Genomic DNA, 22049 nt, shown 5'->3' on the forward strand with positions numbered 1-22049 from the left:
CTCTTCGGGGCGACACCCCGCCCTGCCCCGTCCGGCCCATTCCCCCGGACGGGGTGGGGTGCCGGTCAGAGAGCTTCGATCTCCGGCATCCGCCACATCTTGTCGCGGAAGGACTCCTGCGGTCCGTAGAGCCGGAACATGACGAAGAAGTCCTCGCCGCTCGCCGGGAGCCAGTTGGACTCGTGTCCCTCGGGCCTCTCTCCCAGGTAGATGTCCACCGATCCGTCGTCGCGCAACACCAGACCGGAGCCCGCGTACGAGTCGAACCCGGCACGGTCCAACTCGTTCGGGATGAACGACTTGGTCTTCGCGCCGTAGACGATCAGCGACCAGAACTTGTCGACGGGCACGTCGGCCGGCACCCGGAGCCGGTAGCGTCGTTTCCCCGACAGCAGCTCGCCCGATGAATCCCGCAGCCCGATCAGGTAGGTCTGCTCGCCGCTGAGCGTCTGCGGCAGGTAGCTCGCCCAGAAGAAGGGCAGCACCGCGCGCTCGTAGCTGCGGAGCCCGGCCGCGGTGTCGAAGGACCAGTTCTCCCCCATCAGCGGCACGTACGCCGGGTTCGGGCCTGCCCACTGACCGCCCGGCCACACCGGGGCGAGCCCCTGGCCCGGGGTCTCGAAGCCGTACTGCATGATGTCGAACGCTTCCCGCGCGGCCTCGTCGAGCAGTTCCCTCATGGCCGCGTCGGGCTCGAAGGGCTTCCCCGGCTCGATCCCGATCGAGGCCAGGGAGCCGACGATCGCCTTGTCCCGCTCCCGGATCGGCTCCTCCGAGATGAACTTCGCGAGCTTCTCGAAGTACGTGTGGTCGTACGCGGGGAGCGAATGCAGTTCCTTGTCCCACGGGTCGATGATGCGCGTCGGCCGCGGGTTCTCGGCTTCGGCGAGCGGGTACGCCTTGGTCTGCCGCGCCAGCGCGACCGCGCCCTCCATGGTGCCGGAGCCGAGCACCACCGGCCGGAAGACCATCGTGCCGCGGTAGCCCTCGAACCGGATCGGCAGGTAGCCGTCCGGTACCGGATCGGAGTGACCGGGCGGCAGGAGCAGATACTTGCCGCCCCGGCCACCGTCGGGCCCTTGCGCGCCGACCATCGACAGCGGCGCCTGCCAGTTGTCGCAGAACTCGCCGATGATCGCGCACTCGGCGGTGCTCGCCGGGATCTCCACCACCAGCGGCCCCGCCGACAGGTCGTACGGAACCGCGCAGTAGCCGACCTGGTTGTTCGGGGTGAGCACCTCGTGCCGCGCGACCAGCGGTCGCCGCATCACCATCACGTCGCCGACGTCGACGCCGAAATCGTCACGCAACGCGTCGCGGAAGAAGACGTCCACGAGCGCGGGTATCGACCAGATCACCGCCTCGATCGCGCGCTGCCGGGCGTACTGACGAATGATCTCCATGGACGTTCTGCCTCTCGTAGCGCAGGGCCGCTGTCTCGACCCCGACTACGGCCGGCACCGTCAGGCGATGCTCACCGACCGCGGTGCCACACTACAACCCACCGCGCGGCGTCGGCGGCAGCAAGAGCGAGAGCACCAGCCGCGGGAACGCCCCGCGCGTCGGGATGCGGTGTTCGAGGAGCCGATGCTCGCAGCCCCCTCGGGCAGTCGGGGATGTGCACCCGATGTGTGGTCGTATGCGCATGCGCGGAGCGGCTGCACCGGCGATGTCACCCACGGCATGTGCGGATACCACGCCGCGACCCGGGCACTCCGCTCGCTCGCCTGATTCAGTCGAAACCGCCCAGCGGCACCACCGCGTTCGCCCGGCCGTCTCCGCCGATGATGCGTCCCGACTGCTTCCACCGCCGGAGCGTGATCGTGCGATCGTCCACCTCCACCCCCGGCCCCATCGCGACAAGCCGCTCCTCCAACGCGGGCAGGTCCTCCGGCCGGTGCAGCCACACGATCACCAGGAGGTTGTGTCGGCCGGCCAGGGTCATGACGGAGCGCTGCTCACGCAGGGCGGCGATCGCGGATGCGGTCCACATCAGCAGGTCCGGCGACACACGCAACCAGAGGTACGCGGTGATCTCGCAGCCCGGCACCGCAGAGGTCAGGTCGCATCGCAGCGACAGCCATCCTGAGCCGACCAGGCGGGCCAGTCGACGGCGTACGGTGTTGACGCTCGCGCCCGTCGCTCGGGACAGGTCGGTCAGCGAGGTCCGCCCGTCGTGCGCGAGGACCCGCCCGATGTCCCGGTCGAGGGCGTCGACCCGCGGCAGTGGCGACCGCGGAGTCCGCCGAGCGATCTCGCGCATCGCGGACGACTGACGTCGATCGAGCGCGTCGAGCCGCCAATCACTGCCGTGGGACACGAGGGACGTCGATACCGTCATGATGCACCCGGTCACTGCGGGGACGGCCCGAATCCGGTCGAGCTCGTCCGCCATCCTGGAGGTGTCCGCAGCCACCATCGTCAGCAGCAGCCGATGCGCCCCCGCAGTTTCGTCGATGCTCACCACGCCGGGAATCGCACACAGGGAGGCCCGGACCTCGGGCTCATGGTCCGGATCGAAATCCACGTGCACCATCGCCGTTCGCGAGTGCGGCCCCGGCACGTAGGCGGTCATCCACGCGTCGCCCCGCTCCACGATCCTGCTCCACCGCCTGGCGACCGTGGTGGGCGGCATTCCGATCGCCGCACCGATCTCAGCCCAACTGGCCCGGGGCGCGATCTGCAAGGCATGGAGGACGGTCAGGTCCACCTCATCCACGACGTCCTCGAAGGAATCGACTCCGGGAGGCGCCGCGGCGGCACGATCCGTCATAGAACTCCCCGTTGTTCCATCGATTGACAAAATCGAGCGTTTCTTCGATCAAAGTGAACGGAATCATACGCTCGTGGGGGTTGTGATGCCACTCACATGCCGCGCTCCGCGGCCCTAGAGAAATTAGGGAGTCCATGGATATCGCCGACGACGTCACTCACATGCGGGGTGACCTGACACAACTCCGAAACCGCTTGCACGCGACTCCCGAGGTGGGCCTCGTGCTCCCCCGAACCCAGGAGATCGTGCTGTCCGCGATAGACGGACTGGGACTCGAGATCACGACGGGCACTGACACCACCTCGGTCATCGGCGTCCTGCGCGGCGGTCGTCGCGATCCGCAGAACCCCGCCACCGTGCTGATCCGTGGCGACATGGACGGCCTTCCCGTCGCGGAGCAGACCGGACTGGATTTCGCCTCCATGAACGGCGCGATGCACGCCTGCGGGCACGACTTCCACACCGCCGCGCTCGCCGGCGCCGCGCAGCTGCTGTCCCACCATCGGGATCAGCTCGCGGGTGACGTGATCTTCATGTTCCAGCCCGGCGAGGAGGGATTCGACGGTGCGGGGGTCATGCTGTCGGAGGGCCTGTTGGACGTGTCCGGGCATCGCCCGGACGCCGCGTACGGCATCCACGTCATGTCCACGATGTTTCCGAACGGGAAGTTCTGCAGTCGGCCGGGAACCCTGATGGCGGCCTCGCATCGCCTGGTCGTCACCGTGCACGGTGCCGGCGGCCACGGGTCGATGCCCCACCGGGCCAAGGACCCGATCCTCGCGGCCGCCCAGATGATCAACAGCCTGCAGACCATGGTGACCCGCAGTTTCGCGGCGGCGGATCCGGTGGTGATCTCGGTCGGCCGGATCAACGGAGGAACGAAGGCCAACGTGATTCCCGAAACCGTCACCTTCGAGGCCACCGTGCGCAGGTTCAGCGAGGAGCACCGCGTGCTGCTCGAGAACGCCACCGCCACGACGCTGAAGGGCATCGCCATGGCGAACGGCGTCGAGGTCGACGTGGAACTGATCCAGGAGTACCCCGTCACCGTCAACGACGGCGACGAAGTGGCTTTTGCGGCGGAGACCGTCCGCGAGGTCCTCGGGGAGGAGCGCTACATGGATCTTCCCGCCCCGATGCCCGGCTCCGAGGACTTCTCACGGGTCCTCGACGAAGTGCCCGGCGCCTTCCTCGCCCTCGGCGCCGCTCTCCCCGGCGCCGATCCCGCCTCCGCACCGGCGAACCACTCGCCCAAAGCGGACTTCGACCCCGCCGTCCTGCCGGACGCGGTGGCCATCTACTCCTCACTCGCCACACGTCGTCTCGAGCTGATCGCGGCAGGAGACGGACGATGAGCGCAGTAAGTGACGCCTCGGAGGCCGAGCGGCACCAGAGCACGTTCCGGACCATCGTCGGCGTCGGCGCCGGCAACCTCATGGAATGGTACGACTGGGGTGTGTACGCGGTGTTCGCGCCGTTCTTCGCCTCACAGTTCTTCCACTCGGCCGACCCGACGTCGAACCTGCTCAGCAGCCTCGCCGTGTTCGCCGTCGGGTTCGTCGCCCGGCCTTTCGGTGGCCTGTTCTTCGGCTGGATATCCGACAAGGTGGGCCGTAAAGCCTCCATGACCTGGACCATCGCACTCGCCGCCGGCGGCAGCCTGGTCATCGGCCTGGCTCCGAACTACGCCACCATCGGCGTCGCCGCCAGCGTGATCCTGGTCCTGGCCAGGCTCGCGCAGGGACTCGCCCACGGTGGCGAACTCCCGGCCGCCCAGACGTACATCGCCGAGACGGCGCCGCGCGAACGCCGTGGACTGTGGTCCTCATCGATCTACTTCTCCGGCACGATCGGACAGCTGATCGCGCTGGTCCTGGGAGCGACGCTGACCGCCGTGATGTCCAAGTCGGATATGAACGCGTGGGGCTGGCGGATCCCCTTCGTCATCGGTGGCGTCTTCGGCCTCTACTCCCTCTACATGCGCACCCGACTCAACGAGTCCGAGGTGTTCGATGAGGAGGCGCCTGCCGGGCACGAGGGCGCCTCGGCGCCACAGCTCAGCATCTGGGCCACCATGCGCAGCCACCCGAAGATCCTGCTCCAGGTCTGCGGACTCGTGGTCGGTGGCACCGTGCTCTACTACTCGTGGGCGGTGTCTGCGCCCGCGTACGCGATTCAGGTGCAGAAGGTCCCTGCGTCGCAGGCCCTCTGGGCCGGTGCGGCCGCTCAGGTGATATTCCTCATCGTCCTACCCATCGGCGGATACCTCTCCGACCGGTTGGGCCGCAAGCCTGTGCTACTCGGTGCGTACGGTGCGGTGTGCCTCGCGACCTTCCCGTTGAACGCGATCCTCGACTCCAGCGCTACCTCGTTGTTCGTCGCGATGTCGCTCGCCATGGTCCCCCTCGCGACGTTGAGCGCCGTAGCCCCCGCCGTCTACGCCGAGATCTTCCCGACCAACATCCGGACGATCGGCCTGGCGGTGCCGTACTCACTGGTGGTCGCACTGTTCGGCGGCACCGCACCCTACCTGAAGACGTACTTCGGCAACCTCGGCCACTCCAGCTACTTCCTGTGGTACGCCATCGCGCTCGGTGTGATCTCCATGCTCACCATTCTCACTCTGCCCGAGACCAGGGGCATCGACCTGCGCACGGATCACCGCGCGGCCGAGCCCGCGGGCTGAGCCGACGCCGCGCACGCCCCCGTCACCGAGTTGTCGGTGACGGGGGCGTGCGCGTGCTGTTCGAGGTGGACGCAGCATCGGCTGCGGCGTGCGAGCTACTGCGCGGCGTAGGCCGGCTCGCTGCGGAAGCGGGAGACGCGACCGTCGATGCCGCAGATCCGCCACATGAGCCTGCTCAGCGGGTTGATCAGGCCGCACTTCTCGGCCATCATCCGCACGTCGCCGAAGACGTCGCGCTTCATCTGCTGTGACTCGGGCGAACGCCAGAAGATGTCCTTCTTCACCGACCGCGGGATCTCGAAGGTCTCCCAGAACTCCTTGGGCGGCATCATGATCATGGTCACCATGACCCGCATCGTCAGCGGCAGCATGAGCGAGAGCACCAGCCGCGGGAACGCCCCGCGCGTCGGGATGCGGTGCTCGAGGAGCTGATGCGCGAAGCCGATGTGGCGCGCCTCCTCGGCCACGTGGATCTGCATGATCGAACTCATGGCCGGGTGCTGCTCGGAGCCGGAGCGCAGGAACTGCTTCTGCAGGTGGTCGATCGGCTCCTCCCCGCCCAGGACCATCATGTAGAAGTACAGCGGCGTCATGGTCGCGAAGAGCGGCACGATCGGCGAGATCCGCCGCAGGAACCAGCTGCCGCCCGGCACGTCCATACCGACCCGGTTCACGAACTCCTGGAACATCAGCGTGTGCTGACACTCCTCTTTCGCCTCGTGCGTCGCGTACCGGAACTCCGGCGAATTGTTCGGCAGCGCGGCGGTGTACTGCATGATGCCGCGGATCAGCATGGACTCGAACTGCAGGCCGACCTTGGCGACGTTGGCCTGGCGCCACATGCCGATCTCGATCTGCTTGGCCAGCGGCTGCGCCTGGTACCAGGGGTGGCGGCCGATCGGATCGAAGCGGGAGTCGCACACCCAGCGCGGATCGTCGGGGACGATCGCCAGCTCCGGGTCGTCCCAGTCGATGTCGATGTACGGGTCGAAGTTGCGCCGCACCGACGCCTCGGACAGGTCCGTGAGCGTCTGCTCGTACTCGGCCTGACCGGGGAACGGGCGTCCCATCGTGCGGCCCATGTGGGTGAGCGCGAACTTCGTGGCCATTCTGTCAACTCCTGTCGGCACGCTAGCGATAGCTACTGCCGAGTAGTCTATCAGTCATCGCTGCTGGTTTTTTACGTTCCGTGAATTGGCACACCACCTCACCGCACTTCTCCCCCGCGCACGCGGGCCTGCCTCGCGGGTCCGATACCGCACCGTCCCTCCGCCGGTCGCCCGGTTCGCCCTCCGCGCCGCCGATCAGGCACTAGGTTTCAGGCATGCTGCCCCCAGACGGCCGGCCGAGTGAGGAGAACCGCACATGCGAGCAGTGAAACTGACCGCCCCGAGCACCCTTGAGCTGGCCGAGGTGCCGATTCCCGAGCCCGGTCCGGGGCAGATCCGGATCAAGATCACCTCTGCGGGCCTGTGCCATTCCGACCTGCACGTCCTGCATATGGAGAATTGGCCGGCGTTCGGTATGACCATGGGCCACGAGGGCGCCGGCATCGTCGACGCCGTCGCGCCCGACGTGACCTCCCTGGAGGTGGGCGAGCCCGTGATCGTCGACCTGATCTGGGCGTGCGGACGGTGCCGTCCCTGCGTCGAGGGGCGCAGCAACGCCTGCGCGGTCGAGGGCTCGCGGGGCCAGTTCCCCACCACGCCCGGCCTCGGTCCCGACGGTGCCATGGCCGAGTACCAGATCATCCCCGCGCTGCAGGCCCTTCCGCTCGACGGCCTCGACCCCGCGACCAGCGCTCCGCTCAGCGACGCCGGCGTGACCCCGATGCACGCGATCAACTCGGTGCGCGAGCGGCTGACCCCGGGGGCGACCGCCGTGGTCATCGGCTTGGGCGGCCTCGGCCACGTCGGCCTGCAGATCCTGGCGGCGACGAGCGGGGCGCGCATCATCGCCCTGGACACCGACCCGGCGAAGGTGTCCGCCGCCACCGAGTACGGGGCTCACCTCGCGCTGCTCTCGAACGCCGATGCCGCCGGCCGGATCCTCGAGGAGACCGACGGCTACGGCGCCGACGTCGTGCTGGACTTCGTGGGCGTCCAGCCGAGCGTCGATCTGGCCGCGGCGGTCGTCGCCCCCGAAGGCGCCGTCCGGCTCGTCGGGCTCGGCGGCGGGCGGTACCCGATGGTCGCGGGGTCGGACGGCAGGCCGTGGGGCGTGAACGTGCAGCGCTCGTACGGCGGGACGCGCGCCGACCTGCTGCAGGTGCTCGCGCTCGCCCGAGCCGGGGCGATCACCGTCGCCACCACCGCGTATCCACTGGCCGACTTCCAGCGCGCCTTCGACGACCTGGAGGCCGGCCGGATCGCCGGGCGCGCGGTACTCGTGCCCTAGACCACGCGCGAGCCGGGCCTGCTCACGCGTACGACAGGACCAGCACCGCCGTCGAGAACACCAGCATCCCGAGGCAGTTCACCCAGAACGTCGACCCCATGAACCCCGCTCGCACGTGCGAGACCGCTGCGCAGACGAAGTACGCGATGACGCCGGCATTGGCGGCGAACGCCACGCCCGGGTAGTGCAGACCGGCGAGCAGCCCGGCCACCGCCACCAGCTTGATCACGACGAGCGTCCACCACCAGTCCCGGGGGAAGCGGACACCGTCGAGGCAGTTCTGAATGAAGACGGGCGGACGCACCGACAGCAGCGCGTCGCCCAGCAGGACGACGGCGAGCGCGACGGTGAGCCACGGCCAATGCGGCGTGTCGATGAAACCGGTGGTCATTGCGGGTCTCCTTCTCCCAGGATCTGAGTGATCGCCTCGACGAGGCGCTCCGCCGCGGCCTCTCGCGTGATCGCGAGGCCGGAGGCCGCGAACAGCAGGCCGATGTAGACGAAGTAGAGGGTGCGTGCGGCCGCACCGGGATCCCCGATCCCGGCGGCGGCGAAGACGCGCTCGAAATCGGCGCGCAGCTCGTCAGCGAGGTCACCAAACGTGCGGGAGCGATGCCGCCCCCGCGCGAGGACGGCCGCGTACTCACGGGAGAGGTCACCGTCGGCGTTGAAATAGGTGACGAAGGGCGCGACCGTGCCCACCAGCCGCGCGATCGCCTCGTCGCGCCCGAGCGGTCCCAGTGGAGCCGCGGGGGCGCGCTCGGCGTGCACCGCGGCGATCCAGTCGTCGACGATCGCGATGAGCAGCGCGTCCTTGTCCCCCACGCCCATGACCGTCCCGACACTGACCCCGGCGTCGGCGGCGATGCCGCGCACCGTCGTCCCCGCGAAGCCGTGCGCGCGGAAGGACCGGTCCGCGGCAGCGAGCACGCGCGCCCGCGTCCCGGCCTTGGCCTCCGCCCGTGATTGAACATGTTCACTGAACATGTTCAAAACATTAGCCCGGGACCACCCCGACACGCAAGAGCCCCGCCGGACACGTGGTCCGGCGGGGCTCCCGAAGCGGTGCGGGTGAAACCTAGGCGGTCTCGGTGATCGGGCGATCGACCCAGCTCATGAGGTCGCGCAGCTTCTTGCCGGTGACCTCGATCGGGTGCTCGGCGTTCTCCTTGCGGAGGGCCTCGAGCTCCTTGTTGCCGCCCTCGACGTTCGCCACGAGACGCTTGACGAAGGTGCCGTCCTGGATGTCCGTGAGGATGTCCTTCATGCGCTTCTTGGTGTCGGCGTCGATGACGCGCGGGCCCGAGAGGTAGCCGCCGAACTCCGCGGTGTCGGACACCGAGTAGTTCATGCGCGCGATGCCGCCCTCGTACATGAGGTCCACGATGAGCTTGAGCTCGTGCAGGCACTCGAAGTAGGCCATCTCGGGGGCGTAGCCCGCCTCGACCAGCACCTCGAAGCCGACCTTGACGAGCTCCTCGGTGCCACCGCAGAGCACGGCCTGCTCACCGAAGAGATCCGTCTCGGTCTCCTCCTTGAAGGTGGTTTTGATGACGCCGGCGCGGGCGCCACCGATCGCCGCGGCGTAGCTCAGGGCGAGCGCCTGGCCGTTGCCGGTCGGATCCTGGTCGACGGCGATGAGCGCGGGCACGCCCTTGCCGTCGACGAACTGACGGCGCACGAGGTGGCCGGGTCCCTTCGGCGCCACCATCGCGACGGTGACGTTCTCCGGCGCCTTGATCAGGCCGAAGTGGATGTTGAGGCCGTGGCCGAAGAACAGCGCGTCGCCGTCCTTGAGGTTCGGGGCGATGTCCTCGGTGAAGATCTGCGCCTGCGCGGTGTCGGGCGCCAGGAGCATGATGACGTCGGCCCACGCGGCGACCTCGGCGGGCGTGCCCACGGTCAGGCCCTGCTCCTCGGCCTTGGCGCGCGACTTCGAGCCCTCCTTGAGGCCGATCCGCACGTCGACGCCGGAATCGCGCAGGCTCAGCGAGTGCGCGTGGCCCTGCGAGCCGTAGCCGATGACGGCGACCTTCTTGCCCTGGATGATGGAGAGGTCGGCGTCCTCGTCGTAGAACAGTTCGATTGCCACTGTTGTTCTGTATCCCTTCTAGATTTCTTCAGTAGTTCAGCGGGTCGCGGTGATCGACTTCGGGCCGCGCCCCAGCGCGATGACGCCGGACTGGGCGATCTCTCGGATCCCGAAGGGATCCAGGACCGCCAGCAGCGCATCGAGCTTGTCCGGCGTGCCGGTGGCCTCGATGGTCACCGAATCCGGTGAGACGTCGACGATCTTGGCACGGAACAGCTCCACCGTATCGGTCACCTGGCCGCGCGAGGCCGCATCCGCCCGCACCTTGATGAGCATGAGCTCCCGCGCGACCGAGGTGGTCGAATCCTGCTCGACGATCTTGAGCACCGAGACCAGCTTGTTCAGCTGCTTGGTGACCTGCTCGAGGGGCAGCTCGTCGACCGTGACCACGATCGTCATCCGGCTGACGCCCTTGAGCTCGGTGCCGCCGACAGCGAGGGATTCGATGTTGAACCCGCGGCGGGAGAACAGGGACGCGACGCGGGCGAGGACGCCCGGACGGTCCTCCACCAGGACGCTCAGCGTGTGCGTGGTGCTCACTTCTGCTCCTCCGAACGCTCCATCACGGCGTGGATGACGGCCGGCTCGTCGGCCGCGTCGTCCTCGTCGAACAGCGGGCGGATGTCCCGCGCCGCCATGATCTCGTCGTTGCTGGTGCCTGCGGCGACCATCGGCCACACCTGGGCGTCGGCGCCCACGATGAAGTCGATGACGACCGGGCGGTCGGTGATCTCGCGCGCCTGCGCGATGACCGAATCGACGTCCTCCGCACGCTCACAGCGGAAGGAGACGCAGCCCAGGGCCTCGCCCAGCTTGACGAAGTCGGGGATCCGCATCGAGTGCGTCGACAGGTCGGTGCTGGAGTAGCGCTCCTCGTAGAACAGCGTCTGCCACTGCCGGACCATGCCCAGGTTGCCGTTGTTGATGACGGCGACCTTGATCGGCGCGCCCTCGATCGCGGCGGTGGCGAGCTCCTGGTTGGTCATCTGGAAGCAGCCGTCACCGTCGATCGCCCAGACCTCCTTCTCGGGCGCGCCCATCTTGGCACCGAGGGCCGCGGGAACCGCGTAGCCCATGGTGCCCAGACCGCCAGAGTTCAGCCAGGTGCGCGGCTTCTCGTACTTGACGAACTGCGCAGCCCACATCTGGTGCTGGCCGACGCCCGCGCAGTAGATCGCGTCCGGGCCCGCGGCGACGCCGAGGCGCTCGATCACGTACTCGGGGCTCAGGGCGCCGTCGGAGGGCGTGTTGTACGCCAACGGGTAGGTCTTGCGGATCCCGTCCAGGTACTCCCACCAGTCGGTGAGGTCCGGAGCGGCGATCGTCGCGCGGTCCTCGGAGATCGCCGCGATGAGCTCGGTGATGACCTCCTTGCAGTCGCCCACGATCGGGACGTCGGCGAAACGGTTCTTGCCGATCTCCGCCGGGTCGATGTCCGCGTGGATGACCTTCGCGTCGGGCGCGAAGGAGTCAAGCTTGCCGGTCACCCGGTCGTCGAACCGCGCGCCCAGGGTCACCAGCAGGTCCGAGCGCTGCAGCGCGGCCACGGCGCCGACGGTGCCGTGCATGCCGGGCATGCCCATGTGCTGCGGGTGGCTGTCCGGGAAGGCGCCGCGCGCCATCAGGGTGGTGACCACCGGGATACCGGTCAACTCGGCCAGCTTGAGCAGTTCCTCCGAGGCCTCGGCCTTGAGCACACCGCCGCCGACGTAGAGCACGGGCGACTTCGCCGCCGCGATGAGCCGGGCCGCCTCCCGGATCTGCTTGCCGTGCGGCTTGGTCACGGGGCGGTAGCCTGGCAGGTCGATCTGCGGCGGCCACGAGAAGACGGTGTCCTCCTGCAGCACGTCCTTCGGGATGTCGACGAGGACTGCGCCCGGACGGCCGCTCTGGGCCAGGTAGAAGGCCTCGGCGATGACGCGCGGGATGTCGGCCGCGTCGTAGACCAGGAAGTTGTGCTTGGTCACGGGCATCGTGATGCCCGAGATGTCGGCCTCCTGGAAGGCGTCCGTGCCGATCAGCGGGCGGCCGACCTGACCGGTGATGGCGACGATCGGCACCGAGTCCATCTGCGCGTCGGCCAGCGGGGTGACCAGGTTGGTCGCTCCGGGGCCCGACGTGGCCATGCACACGCCGACCTTGCCGGTGGCCTGTGCGTAGCCGGTGGCGGCGTGGCCGGCACCCTGCTCGTGGCGCACCAGCACGTGGCGGACCTTCTTCGAGTCGAGCAGCGGGTCGTAGACCGGGAGGATGCAACCGCCGGGAATGCCGAAGACCGTGTCCACGCCGATCTCCTCGAGCGACCGGACCACCGACTGCGCGCCGGTGACGCGCTCGGGGGCCACGACGCGGGCGCCCTCGAGGGCGCCGTGGGCGACGTCGGTGGCGACGTTCCTCGCGGTGACGGAATGCGCGCCGGGGATCCCGGCGCCGGGCTTGCGTGCCCCGGGCTTCTGCCCTGGGTGGGGCCGAGCTGTAGGTGCGCTCACGATGTGACCTTCTCGTGCTCTGGCGGTGCTCTACTCAAATGGACATACCGGCGTGCGGGCGTCGCCCGGAGACTATCCGGGCAACAAAAAACCCCCGTCAGCGGTGGCTGAGCGAGGGTAGCGCGTCGATGCTGGTGTGAAACGGCTGTAACCGGTTCAGGCGACGACGCGCCGACCGATTACGAGGAGCTGGTAGCTGTGTTTCACACAAGTGAAACTAGGCCCCGGCGTACAGTCGCGTCAAACCAGTGAGCATCCGCGTCTCAAATACTGGGATTCACCTGCCGCGTGCGACAATGCATGTTATGAGCGAGCGCCCCGCGAAGCAGCCGAGCACGCCCGGCACCACCCGGACCGTGACCACCGATCACACGGCGGACACCGCGGTGCGGATCGCCCCCGGCGACCGGGTCGTCTTCAAGCATCCGCGCATCGCCCTGCTCGGCGTCGCGCTGTTCGCCGTCTGCCTCGCCCCCATCGTCGGCCCGTGGACCCTGGGCCGGTCGATCGACGGTAGTGGCGCCGGCACCGGCGCCGCCGTCCTCGGCTGGCTGCTGCTGGTCGTTCCGATCCTGCTCGCCCTGTGGATCCTGCGCGTGCGCACCGTCATCGGTCCCGACGGGGTGCACACCGTCGGGGTGCGGCGCGCGACGACGCTCGGATGGGACGAGCTGGCAGGCATTAGAATCGGACGCAACGGTGCGGTGTACGCCGTCCGCACCGACGGTCCCGAGGTGCGACTACCCGCCGTCACCATCAGCCAGCTCCCCCGCGTGGCGGCCGCCTCCGGCGGCAGGATCCCCGACGTCACCGCGGAATAATTCCGGCCGAACAGGCCTTCCCTTGTTCACGGGGACCGCATCCCCACCATCAGCCCGCACGATACGAAGATCCGAGACGAGAAGCTCATGCCACCGCTCCGCTCACGCACCACCACCGTCGGCCGCAACGCCGCAGGCGCCCGCTCCCTCTGGCGCGCCACCGGCCTCACGGACAGCGATTTCGGCAAGCCGATCGTGGCCATCGCCAACTCCTACACGCAGTTCGTGCCGGGCCACGTGCACCTCAAGGACATGGGCGAGATCGTCGCCGAGTCGGTGCGCGCGGCGGGCGGCGTGGCCCGCGAGTTCCACACCATCGCCGTGGACGACGGCATCGCCATGGGCCACGGCGGCATGCTCTACAGCCTGCCCAGCCGCGAGATCATCGCCGACTCCGTCGAGTACATGGCGAACGCCCACACCGCCGACGCGCTGGTCTGCATCTCCAACTGCGACAAGATCACGCCCGGCATGCTCAATGCCGCGATGCGCCTGAACATCCCCACGGTCTTCGTCTCGGGCGGCCCGATGGAGGCCGGCAAGGCCGTCATCGTCGACGGTGTCGCCAAGGCGCCCACCGACCTCATCACCGCGATCTCGGCGTCGGCGAACGACGCGATCGACGAGGCCGGGCTGGGCGAGGTCGAGCGCTCCGCGTGTCCCACCTGCGGCTCCTGTTCCGGAATGTTCACCGCCAACTCGATGAACTGCCTCACCGAGGCCCTCGGCCTCGCGCTGCCCGGCAACGGCTCGACGCTCGCCACCCACGCCGCGCGCCGCGCGCTCTTCGAGCGGGCCGGCACCGTCGTGGTCGAGGCCGCGAAGCGCTACTACCGCGACGGTGACGAGTCCGTGCTCCCCCGCAACGTCGCGACCCCCGCGGCGTTCCGCAACGCGATGGCGCTCGACGTCGCGATGGGCGGCTCCACGAACACCGTGCTGCACACCCTGGCGGCCGCGCAGGAGGGCGAGGTCGACTTCGACCTGTCGACCATCGACGCGATCAGCCGCAAGGTGCCCTGCCTGTCCAAGGTCTCGCCCAACAGCGATTACCACATGGAGGACGTGCACCGGGCCGGCGGCATCCCCGCGATCCTGGGTGAGCTGCGCCGCGCCGGCCTGCTCGAGACCGACGTGCACACCGTGCACGAGCAGTCCTTCGACAAGTGGCTCGACGACTGGGACGTCCGGTCCGGCAAGGCCACGGACGAGGCGATCGAGCTCTTCCACGCGGCGCCCGGCGGCGTCCGCACCACGCAGCCCTTCTCCACCAAGAACCGGTGGGAATCGCTGGACACCGACGCCGTGGGTGGGTGCATCCGGGACGTCGAGCACGCCTACACGGTCGAGGGCGGGCTCTGCGTGCTGCGCGGCAACATCGCCGTCGACGGTGCCATCCTCAAGACCGCGGGCATCGACGAGGATCTGTTCACCTTCGAGGGGCCGGCCGTCGTGGTCGAGTCGCAGGAGGAGGCGGTCTCGAAGATCCTCGGCAAGCAGATCAAGCCGGGCGACGTGGTCGTGGTCCGCTACGAGGGCCCCAAGGGCGGCCCCGGCATGCAGGAGATGCTCCACCCCACCTCGTTCCTCAAGGGCCAGGGCCTGGGCAAGGTGTGCGCGCTGATCACCGACGGCCGCTTCTCCGGCGGCACGTCGGGCCTGTCGATCGGCCACATCTCCCCCGAGGCCGCGGCCGGCGGCGTCATCGGCCTCGTCGAGGACGGTGACCGGATCCGTATCGACGTGCACACCCGCGCCCTGGAGCTGCTCGTGGACGACGAGGAGCTGGCGCGCCGCCGCGCGAAGATGGAGGCCTCGGAGCGCCCGTGGCAGCCGAAGGACCGCCAGCGCACCGTCACCACCGCACTGCGCGCCTACGCCGCCCTGGCGACCTCGGCCGACAAGGGCGCGGTCCGGTACGTGCCCTAGGCACCGAGGCACCGTCGAACGAAGACGATCGCCCGGCACTCCCTCGCGGGAGGCCGGGCGATCGTCGTGTGGTCGGAGGCGGCTACTGCCGCACGAGCGGGTTCGCCCCGTTGAGCAGGACCCAGACGGTGACCGCCGCGGCGATCGCGACGATCAGCAGGGCGACGGAGCCGATGTGCGGCCTGCGCGCCCAGCCCCGGTTGAAGTCGAGGGAGAGCCGGCCCGGGCCGGTGAGCATGATCGCCACCGACGCGAACAGCAGCAGTAGCTCGAACTCGACGCCCTTGCCCTGGGCGAAGAAGACGAAGCCGTTACCCGCCGTGGTCAGCTTGAACAGCGTCGCAGAGAGCATCACCCCGACGGCCCCGGCGGCCGCGACCGGAGTGAGCAGGCCGAGGATCAGCAGCGCGCCGCCGCCGAGCTCGACGACGCCCGTCGCGATCGAGATCACCTTGGTGAAGCGCTCGAAGCCGAGCGACGGGTCGTTGCCGTTCTGCAGGTACGCCGCGAAGCCGTCGATTCCGGGCCCGCCCCAGATCCCGAACAGCTTCTGGATGCCGTGCGCCGCCAGGATCACGCCGACCACGACGCGCAGCACGAGCAGCCCGGCGTCCGTGGTGCCGCGGCGAGCCGCCTTCCGCGCCTCCTCCAGCTCCGCCGGGATGTCGCCGACCGGCTTGCCGAAGCGGCGTCCGGGCGGCGGCGCGATCGGCTCGGTCGCGGCGCTCTCCAACGGGATGCCCTCGGCCTCCGCGCGGGCCTGTGCGGCCCGCTCGCGGCCCCGTCGGCGGTTGTACCGCTTGCCGAACTCGTCGCGCTCATCGCTCGAGAGGTCGGCACGGTGCGTGGCGGCGTCCGGTGCGCCGGAGGTGGAGATCGCGGCGGTGGCCGCGCTCGCGGCCGCGATCGCCGCAGCGAGGTCGCTCGTGTCCGGCACCGGCGACGCGCCCTGATCATCCGTGGGGGCCGCGTGCGCCGACGGTGCCACGCGCTCCGTCGGGGCGGACGCGGCCGGAGACACCGCCGTCTCGGCGTTCGGCGTCGTGCCGGCGGGCTCGTCTCGGTAGCGCGGGAGCACCGGCCCGATCCCCGTGTCCGAATCGTCGTGGGGGTCCAGGACGAACCCGCCCGTGGGATGCCGCTCACCGAACCTGGGCAGCTCACTCGTGGACCGGAAGTCAAAGGGTGACTCGGCCGCGCCCTCGCTGGTCTCGTTCTCGATTCCGTCCTTGTCACTCACGCGATCCACCCTAGAGTGCGAACGCGCCGGGGGCCGGGAGCGAACCGCGGCCCCGGCCCGATCGGTAGTGTGGCGGCATGAGTGAGGGGATCCGCCACGCGCGTTCCGGCGCGCGGCGCGCCGTCGTGGTCGCAGCCGTCGCGGCCCTGGTGGCGGGGTGCGCCGACTTCTCCGGCAGCGAGGCGGCCCCGTTCACCGGCCCGCCCACGGGCGCGGTGACCACGACGAAGCCCACGGGCCCCGGTATGCCCAGCGCCGCGCCGAAGGCGCCGGGTCCGTGCATCGACCAGGACCCCTTGGTACTGGCCACGTGCCTGACCGAGCCCACCGCCCTGATCCCGACGAACGATTTCGAGCACGCCTACGTCGCCGAGCGCGGCGGCGCCGTCGTGTACACCACCACGGACCTCCCCAACCGGGAGGTGCTGCGGATCGGCGTGGACACGGCCGGCGACGGTGGGCTCACCGCGATCGCCCTGTCACCGTCGTACAGCCAGGACCGGCTGTTCTACGCCTACGTGAGCACCCCCACCGACAACCGCGTGGTGCGGGTCACGCCGGGCGACGAGCCGAAGGTGATCCTCGCCGGGATCCCCAAGGGCGCGACCGGGAACGCGGGCTCGCTGCTCTTCTCCGGCCGCGACCTGATCGTCGCCACCGGCAACGCGGGCGATGCGAACGCCGCGCGCGACCCCGCGTCGCTCGCCGGGAAGGTGCTGCTGCTCCGGTCGCCCGGCACCGTCTCCCCGGTCCGGCCGACGGTGCTCGCCACCGACGGTGGGGTCCGGCAGTCGCTGTGCGGCAATCCCGGCAGCGGGCCGATCTTCGTCGCGGATCAGGGCCTGACCCAGGACCGGCTGCGGGTGATCACCCCGAACTCACCCGCGACCGTGGTCTGGAGCTGGCCCGAGCGCCCCGGTCTCGCCGGGTGCGCCGTCGTCAAGGGCGGGGTCTTCGTCAGCCAGGCCCGCGCCGGCAAGGTGGAGATGCTCTCTCTCCCGGAGGGGCCGACCACTGCCAAGGGCGAGCCCGTCCAGGTCCTCGACCGCACCAAGTACGGCGTCTTCGGGCGGCTCGCGGTCGGCCCCAAGGGCATGGCACAGGGCGTGACCACCAACAAGCCCGCCCCGCAGGCGCCCACCGACGACCGCGTGGTGCTGATCCCGATGCCGAGCGGCGAGTCGACCGTCACCGACGACTGAGCCGGCCGGGCCGGGCCCCGAGGCCGGCCGATCCCCGCGGACTACCCGCAGGCGGCGAGGACCAGCTCCCGCACGCGGGCGGCGTCGGCCTGCCCGCGGGTGGCCTTCATGACATCGCCGACGATCTTGCCCGCGGCCTGGACCTTGCCGGCCTTGATCTTGTCGACGATGTCCGGGTTCGCGGCGAGCGCCTCGTCCACGGCCTTCTGCAGCGCACCGTCGTCGCGGACCACCTCGAGACCACGGGCTGCGACGACCTCGTCGGGCTCGCCCTCCCCGTCGAGCACCCCGACGATGACCTGCTGCGCGAGCTTGCTCGTCAGCTTGCCCTCGTCGACCAGCGCGATGACCCGCGCCACCTGCGCCGGGGTGATCGCGAGCGCGGCGAGCTCCACGGCGCGGGTGTTGGCCTGCTGCGGCAGGAAGCTGCCCCACCAGGACCGCGCCGCATCGGGCGTGGCGCCCGCGTCGACGGTGGCGATGATGGCGTCGATCGCGCCGAGGTTCACCAGGTCGCGCATCACCTCGTCGGAGAGCTTCCAGTCGGCCTGGATCCGGGCGCGACGCAGCCACGGCAGCTCCGGAATCGTGCCGCGAAGTTCCTCGACCAGCTCCGCCGGCGGGGCGACGGGACCGAGGTCCGGGTCCGGGAAGTACCGGTAGTCGTCGGCGGTCTCCTTGGGGCGGCCGGCGGTGGTGGTGCCGTCGCCCTCCTGGAAGTGCCGGGTCTCGAGGACGACGGTGCCGCCCGCGTCCAGCACGGCGGCCTGGCGGCGCATCTCGTACCGGACCGCGACCTCGACGGATCGCAGGGAGTTGACGTTCTTGGTCTCCGTCCGCGTGCCGAACTCGGTGGAGCCCACGGGCTTGAGCGAGACGTTGGAGTCGCAGCGCATCGAGCCCTGATCCATCCGGACGTCGGAGACGCCGAGCGAGGCCAGCAGGTCACGCAGCGCGGTCACGTAGGCGCGGGCGATCTCGGGGGCCCGCTCCCCCGCGCCCTCGATGGGCTTGGTGACGATCTCGACGAGCGGCACACCCGCGCGGTTGAAGTCGAGCAGCGAATGCGAGGCGCCGTGGATGCGCCCCGTCGCCGAGCCGATGTGCGTCGACTTGCCCGTGTCCTCCTCCATGTGCGCGCGCTCGATCTCTACGCGCCAGGTGGTGCCGTCCTCCAGCGGGACGTCGACGTAGCCGTCGTACGCGATCGGATCCTCGTACTGGCTGATCTGGTAGTTCTTCGGCTGGTCCGGGTAGAAGTAGTTCTTCCGCGCGAACACCGAGCTCGGGCGGATGGAACAGTTCAGCGCCAGCCCGATGCGGATGGCCGAGCGCACCGCCTCGCTGTTGACGACGGGCAGCGCGCCCGGCATACCGAGGCACGTGGGGCACACCTGGGTGTTGGGCTCGGCGCCGAACTCGGTGCGGCAGCCGCAGAACATCTTGGTGGCCGTGCCGAGCTCGACGTGGACCTCCATGCCCATGACGGGCTCGTAGCGGGCGACGACGTCCGCGTACTCGGGAAGATCGTGTTCGGCAAGCTCGGCACTCATGCCTTCAGCCTAATGGCCCGGCGCTCACCGGATCGAGACGGCCACCGCGTCGGCGGTCACGGTGATCGTGCCGTAGGTGGTACCGGTATCCGAGCCGCTCACGGGCCGCCCGTCCCGCGACGTGGCGGTGAACGTCCAGGGCCGGCTGTCGCGGAAGGTCATCGAGCCGTCGCGGACGCTGTCGGAGAGGTCGATGTCGTCCACCGACGGCGCCGTCCAGGTGTAGGTGCCGTTCTCCCCGGTGAAGTCCGACTGCGGGCAGCCCGACGGCCAGCGGTCCTTTGACGCCGCGCACTGCGAGTACTTCGCCGCGATCTGCTGGCGCGCCGAGGTCTTCGCCTCCGCGCTCAGGCCGAAGTCGACGCTCACGCTCGAGCCGATCGAGAACGAGGACAGCCCGTTGATGGGCGCCTGGCCGTGATCGTCGCGACTCGAGTACTTCGACTTCTGCGCCGCCAGGTTCTTGTTGCTCGAGCCGAGATCCAGGGCACCCGGGAAGACGTAGGCGATGCCCGACGCGGGCAGGGGCTTGCCGAGGATCGTCAGGTACTGCTTGGACGAATCCGAGCTCAGGTAGGGCTTGACCTGCACCGCCGCGGTCTTGAGCTTCCAGTCGTCGCCGACCTTCTCCAGGTTCAGCTGCTCGTCGTAGGCCACGTCGCCGATGTTCACCGTGAGGTGCACGCTGCCCATGAACCCGCCCGACTCGCTGATGACCTTCAGGTCCTTGATCGGGGCCAGGTCGCGCTGCTTGCGCAGGATCTCGTCGGTGAGCAACTCGGTGGAGGCCGGCGCCTCCTTGCCGTAACTCAGGGCCTTCTTCGCGTCGCCCGCCTGCAACGCGGCGAAATAGGCCTTGACGGTGCCTCCCGGCGAGCTGGTGTCGCCGCCGCCTCCGACGCTCTTGACGATCGCGATGCCGGCGATCAGCGCGATCACCAGCACCACCGCTCCACCGCCGATCAGGGCCGGGATCAGCCAGGCTGGGCGCGGCTTCTTCGGGGCGCCGGGCGCCGGCGGGAACGGGGGCACGCCCGGGCCCTGGGGCCCGCCGGGGGTCGCGTAAGACTGCTGGACCGGGTACTGCGGATACGACGGTGCGCCGCCCTGCGGCGGGTACCCGGGCGCCTGGCCCTGGAAGTTCCCGGGCTGCCACGTGGGACGCAGCTGCGTCGACTGGTTCGGATCGGAGTGGTCGGCCGGGTCCTGGCCGGGCTGGAAGCCGGGGTTCGAGGGAGGAGGCGGATTCATGGCGACCATTCTGACGGTGACCGGTTAAGCGACGCTCAACGATCACCAATCCGGCCGGCTCGGTGCCGGTGGCGGCGGCGACGGTTGCAGGTCGAGGCGGCGTCGGTGCCAGCGGGGACGTCGGTACCGGTGGAGGGGCCGACGGTGCGCTCGTCCCCCTGCGCGGCGCCGATCCGCAGCGCCGCCGTTCGCTCCCCTGCCAGAGGCCGGTCGTGCGGTGTGGGGCCGGCTGTCCCCCGCGCGGGGCCGAGTCCCCCACGGGACGCCCATTCCCATCGGGCACTGAGCCGGGCGCCGCCGCGTGCGTGTCTCTTCGCGTAAGCCATGCGTGACACGCATGGCCATCATCACCGCAGGTCACACGGACTTTTGGTGGCGTCGGTCACGCGTGCGGCGCATGGCCTGCCCGGCTCGCGGACGCGGCACCCGGCCCATTGGGAGTGGCGGCGGACGCAGTAGCCGGCGCCCCTGGGAACGCGGCGGCTCGGTTCGTCCCCTGCGCGGCGCCGGCTCCCCCACGAGACGCGACGCACCGCGGCCTGCCCTGGGTGTGGTCCGGCACCGTCGGGCGGCGGGCCGGGGCGGCCCCCGGGGAACGGTCAGCCGAAGAATTCGGCGGCGTCGTCGTAGCGTTCGCGGGGGACGCGTTTGAGTTGTTTGACGGCGTCGGCGAGGGGGACGAGGCCGATTTGGGTGCCGCGGAGGGAGACCATGTTGCCGGTTTTGCCGGCGTGGGCGGCGTCGGCGGCGTTGACGCCGTAGCGGGTGGCGAGGACGCGGTCGGCGGGGGTGGGGGTGCCGCCGCGTTGGACGTGGCCGAGGACGGTGGTGCGGACTTCTTTGTTGATGCGTTTTTCGATTTCGACGCCGAGTTGGTGGGCGACGCCGGTGAAGCGTTCGTGGCCGAATTCGTCGGTGCCGCCGAGGCGCAGTTCCATGGTGCCTTCGGCGGGTTTGGCGCCTTCGGCGACGACGCAGATGAAGCTGGAGTGGCCGCGTTGGAAGCGGCGTTTGATGAGGGAGCAGACTTCTTCGACGTCGAAGGGGACTTCGGGGATGAGGACCATGTGGGCGCCGGAGGCGAGGCCGGCGTTGAGGGCGATCCAGCCGGCGTGGCGGCCCATGACTTCGACGAGCATGACGCGTTGGTGGGATTCGGCGGTGGAGTGGAGGCGGTCGATGGCGTCGGTGGCGATGGTCAGGGCGGTGTCGAAGCCGAAGGTGACGTCGGTGCAGTCGATGTCGTTGTCGATGGTTTTGGGGACGCCGACGACGGGGACGCCTTCGTCGGCGAGCCAGGAGGCGGCGGTGAGGGTGCCTTCGCCGCCGATGGGGATGAGGACGTCGATGCCGTTGTCGTCGAGGGTTTGTGTGATCCGGTCGAGGCCGGCGCGCAGGATGTCGGGGTGGGTGCGGGCGGTGCCGAGCATGGTGCCGCCTTTGGTCAGGAGGCGGTCGTTGCGGTCGTCGTTGGACAGTTGCACCCTGCGGTCTTCGAGTAGTCCGCGCCAGCCGTCTTGGAAGCCGACCACCGCTGACCCGTAGCGGGAATCGCTTGTGCGGACCACCGCCCGGATCACCGCGTTCAAACCCGGGCAGTCACCACCACCGGTCAG

At 69.7% G+C, this 22049-nt stretch carries 18 protein-coding genes; 6 read left to right on the plus strand and 12 right to left on the minus strand.

Going from position 1 to position 22049, the window contains the following annotated elements; translation table 11 throughout:
- Window positions 1-65: 65 nt before the first annotated feature.
- Together AC21LY_RS23215 and AC21LY_RS23220 are read right to left on the minus strand one after the other, a co-directional pair.
- Window positions 66-1403: a DUF1254 domain-containing protein gene (locus AC21LY_RS23215; RefSeq protein WP_489048938.1), complete on the minus strand. Its 1338-nt coding sequence runs from the start codon at window positions 1401-1403 to the stop codon at window positions 66-68.
- Window positions 1404-1732: 329 nt separating this feature from the next.
- Window positions 1733-2773, minus strand: a complete 1041-nt coding sequence (locus tag AC21LY_RS23220) for an Lrp/AsnC family transcriptional regulator (protein ID WP_489048939.1) — start codon at window positions 2771-2773, stop codon at window positions 1733-1735.
- 134 nt (window positions 2774-2907) lie between these two features.
- Between AC21LY_RS23220 and AC21LY_RS23225 the strand changes: the two genes are divergently transcribed.
- Together AC21LY_RS23225 and AC21LY_RS23230 are read left to right on the plus strand one after the other, a co-directional pair.
- Window positions 2908-4128 carry a M20 metallopeptidase family protein gene (locus AC21LY_RS23225; protein ID WP_489048940.1) on the plus strand — a complete coding sequence of 407 codons (1221 nt, stop codon included), beginning with the start codon at window positions 2908-2910 and terminating at the stop codon, window positions 4126-4128.
- Entirely contained in the window at window positions 4125-5459 is a 1335-nt protein-coding gene (locus tag AC21LY_RS23230) for an MFS transporter (RefSeq protein ID WP_489048941.1), read from the plus strand. The genes AC21LY_RS23225 and AC21LY_RS23230 overlap by 4 nt, the downstream gene beginning before the upstream one ends.
- 95 nt (window positions 5460-5554) lie before the next feature.
- On the opposite strand, the gene AC21LY_RS23235 is transcribed toward AC21LY_RS23230, so the two are convergent.
- Window positions 5555-6568 (minus strand): AurF N-oxygenase family protein, encoded by a 1014-nt coding sequence (locus AC21LY_RS23235; RefSeq protein ID WP_489048942.1) that lies wholly within the window; start codon window positions 6566-6568, stop codon window positions 5555-5557.
- 256 nt (window positions 6569-6824) lie between these two features.
- Here AC21LY_RS23235 and AC21LY_RS23240 point away from each other — a divergent pair, with 256 nt between their 5' ends.
- The gene (locus AC21LY_RS23240; RefSeq protein ID WP_489048943.1) at window positions 6825-7856 is read left to right on the plus strand and encodes an alcohol dehydrogenase catalytic domain-containing protein; all 1032 of its coding nucleotides are present in this window, start codon (window positions 6825-6827) and stop codon (window positions 7854-7856) included.
- 22 nt (window positions 7857-7878) lie between these two features.
- Here the strand turns inward: AC21LY_RS23240 and AC21LY_RS23245 are convergent, their stop codons facing one another.
- The 5 genes from AC21LY_RS23245 to AC21LY_RS23265 all read right to left on the minus strand — a co-directional run bounded on the left by AC21LY_RS23245 (window position 7879) and on the right by AC21LY_RS23265 (window position 12437).
- Window positions 7879-8247 carry a DoxX family protein gene (locus tag AC21LY_RS23245; RefSeq protein WP_489048944.1) on the minus strand — a complete coding sequence of 123 codons (369 nt, stop codon included), beginning with the start codon at window positions 8245-8247 and terminating at the stop codon, window positions 7879-7881.
- On the minus strand, window positions 8244-8843 hold the full coding sequence (locus tag AC21LY_RS23250; protein WP_489048945.1) for a TetR/AcrR family transcriptional regulator: 600 nt from the start codon (window positions 8841-8843) through the stop codon (window positions 8244-8246). The genes AC21LY_RS23245 and AC21LY_RS23250 overlap by 4 nt, the downstream gene beginning before the upstream one ends.
- A 91-nt stretch (window positions 8844-8934) precedes the next feature.
- Window positions 8935-9948: a ketol-acid reductoisomerase gene (gene ilvC / locus AC21LY_RS23255; RefSeq protein WP_489048946.1), complete on the minus strand. Its 1014-nt coding sequence runs from the start codon at window positions 9946-9948 to the stop codon at window positions 8935-8937.
- Between the two features lie 36 nt (window positions 9949-9984).
- Complete coding sequence (ilvN, locus tag AC21LY_RS23260; protein WP_489048947.1) at window positions 9985-10488, minus strand: acetolactate synthase small subunit; 504 nt, start codon at window positions 10486-10488, stop codon at window positions 9985-9987.
- The gene (locus AC21LY_RS23265; protein WP_489048948.1) at window positions 10485-12437 is read right to left on the minus strand and encodes an acetolactate synthase large subunit; all 1953 of its coding nucleotides are present in this window, start codon (window positions 12435-12437) and stop codon (window positions 10485-10487) included. Before AC21LY_RS23265 ends, ilvN begins: the two co-directional genes overlap by 4 nt.
- Before the next feature lie 305 nt (window positions 12438-12742).
- On the opposite strand from AC21LY_RS23265, the gene AC21LY_RS23270 reads away from it, so the two are divergent.
- Window positions 12743-13258, plus strand: coding sequence for a PH domain-containing protein (locus AC21LY_RS23270; RefSeq protein WP_489048949.1), 516 nt, complete (start codon window positions 12743-12745; stop codon window positions 13256-13258).
- A gap of 87 nt (window positions 13259-13345) precedes the next feature.
- Window positions 13346-15187, plus strand: a complete 1842-nt coding sequence (ilvD, locus tag AC21LY_RS23275) for a dihydroxy-acid dehydratase (RefSeq protein WP_489048950.1) — start codon at window positions 13346-13348, stop codon at window positions 15185-15187.
- 82 nt (window positions 15188-15269) lie between these two features.
- Here ilvD and AC21LY_RS23280 read toward each other — a convergent pair whose 3' ends face one another.
- Window positions 15270-16427 carry a DoxX family protein gene (locus AC21LY_RS23280; RefSeq protein WP_489048951.1) on the minus strand — a complete coding sequence of 386 codons (1158 nt, stop codon included), beginning with the start codon at window positions 16425-16427 and terminating at the stop codon, window positions 15270-15272.
- Between the two features lie 77 nt (window positions 16428-16504).
- Between AC21LY_RS23280 and AC21LY_RS23285 the strand changes: the two genes are divergently transcribed.
- On the plus strand, window positions 16505-17629 hold the full coding sequence (locus tag AC21LY_RS23285) for a PQQ-dependent sugar dehydrogenase (protein WP_489048952.1): 1125 nt from the start codon (window positions 16505-16507) through the stop codon (window positions 17627-17629).
- 41 nt (window positions 17630-17670) lie between these two features.
- Here the strand turns inward: AC21LY_RS23285 and gatB are convergent, their stop codons facing one another.
- The 3 genes from gatB to AC21LY_RS23300 form a co-directional block, all read right to left on the minus strand.
- Entirely contained in the window at window positions 17671-19182 is a 1512-nt protein-coding gene (gene gatB / locus AC21LY_RS23290) for an Asp-tRNA(Asn)/Glu-tRNA(Gln) amidotransferase subunit GatB (protein ID WP_489048953.1), read from the minus strand.
- A gap of 24 nt (window positions 19183-19206) precedes the next feature.
- Window positions 19207-20433 (minus strand): hypothetical protein, encoded by a 1227-nt coding sequence (locus AC21LY_RS23295; RefSeq protein WP_489048954.1) that lies wholly within the window; start codon window positions 20431-20433, stop codon window positions 19207-19209.
- A gap of 599 nt (window positions 20434-21032) precedes the next feature.
- Window positions 21033-22049: ATP-dependent 6-phosphofructokinase (locus tag AC21LY_RS23300; protein ID WP_489048955.1), on the minus strand; the 1017-nt coding region annotated here is incomplete at its 5' end.

This window comes from Tsukamurella sp. II2bb (assembly GCF_057815145.1).

What these genes read in the sequence shown, in the direction of transcription:
- AC21LY_RS23215 (WP_489048938.1), bottom strand. Translation starts at nt 1,403, where the DNA reads ATGGAGATCATTCGTCAGTACGCCCGGCAGCGCGCGATCGAGGCGGTG.
- gatB (WP_489048953.1), bottom strand. Translation starts at nt 19,182, where the DNA reads ATGAGTGCCGAGCTTGCCGAACACGATCTTCCCGAGTACGCGGACGTC.
- ilvD (WP_489048950.1), top strand. Translation starts at nt 13,346, where the DNA reads ATGCCACCGCTCCGCTCACGCACCACCACCGTCGGCCGCAACGCCGCA.
- AC21LY_RS23285 (WP_489048952.1), top strand. Translation starts at nt 16,505, where the DNA reads ATGAGTGAGGGGATCCGCCACGCGCGTTCCGGCGCGCGGCGCGCCGTC.
- AC21LY_RS23225 (WP_489048940.1), top strand. Translation starts at nt 2,908, where the DNA reads ATGGATATCGCCGACGACGTCACTCACATGCGGGGTGACCTGACACAA.
- AC21LY_RS23240 (WP_489048943.1), top strand. Translation starts at nt 6,825, where the DNA reads ATGCGAGCAGTGAAACTGACCGCCCCGAGCACCCTTGAGCTGGCCGAG.
- AC21LY_RS23245 (WP_489048944.1), bottom strand. Translation starts at nt 8,247, where the DNA reads ATGACCACCGGTTTCATCGACACGCCGCATTGGCCGTGGCTCACCGTC.
- AC21LY_RS23250 (WP_489048945.1), bottom strand. Translation starts at nt 8,843, where the DNA reads ATGTTCAGTGAACATGTTCAATCACGGGCGGAGGCCAAGGCCGGGACG.
- AC21LY_RS23295 (WP_489048954.1), bottom strand. Translation starts at nt 20,433, where the DNA reads ATGAATCCGCCTCCTCCCTCGAACCCCGGCTTCCAGCCCGGCCAGGAC.
- AC21LY_RS23230 (WP_489048941.1), top strand. Translation starts at nt 4,125, where the DNA reads ATGAGCGCAGTAAGTGACGCCTCGGAGGCCGAGCGGCACCAGAGCACG.
- AC21LY_RS23270 (WP_489048949.1), top strand. Translation starts at nt 12,743, where the DNA reads ATGAGCGAGCGCCCCGCGAAGCAGCCGAGCACGCCCGGCACCACCCGG.
- AC21LY_RS23220 (WP_489048939.1), bottom strand. Translation starts at nt 2,773, where the DNA reads ATGACGGATCGTGCCGCCGCGGCGCCTCCCGGAGTCGATTCCTTCGAG.
- AC21LY_RS23235 (WP_489048942.1), bottom strand. Translation starts at nt 6,568, where the DNA reads ATGGCCACGAAGTTCGCGCTCACCCACATGGGCCGCACGATGGGACGC.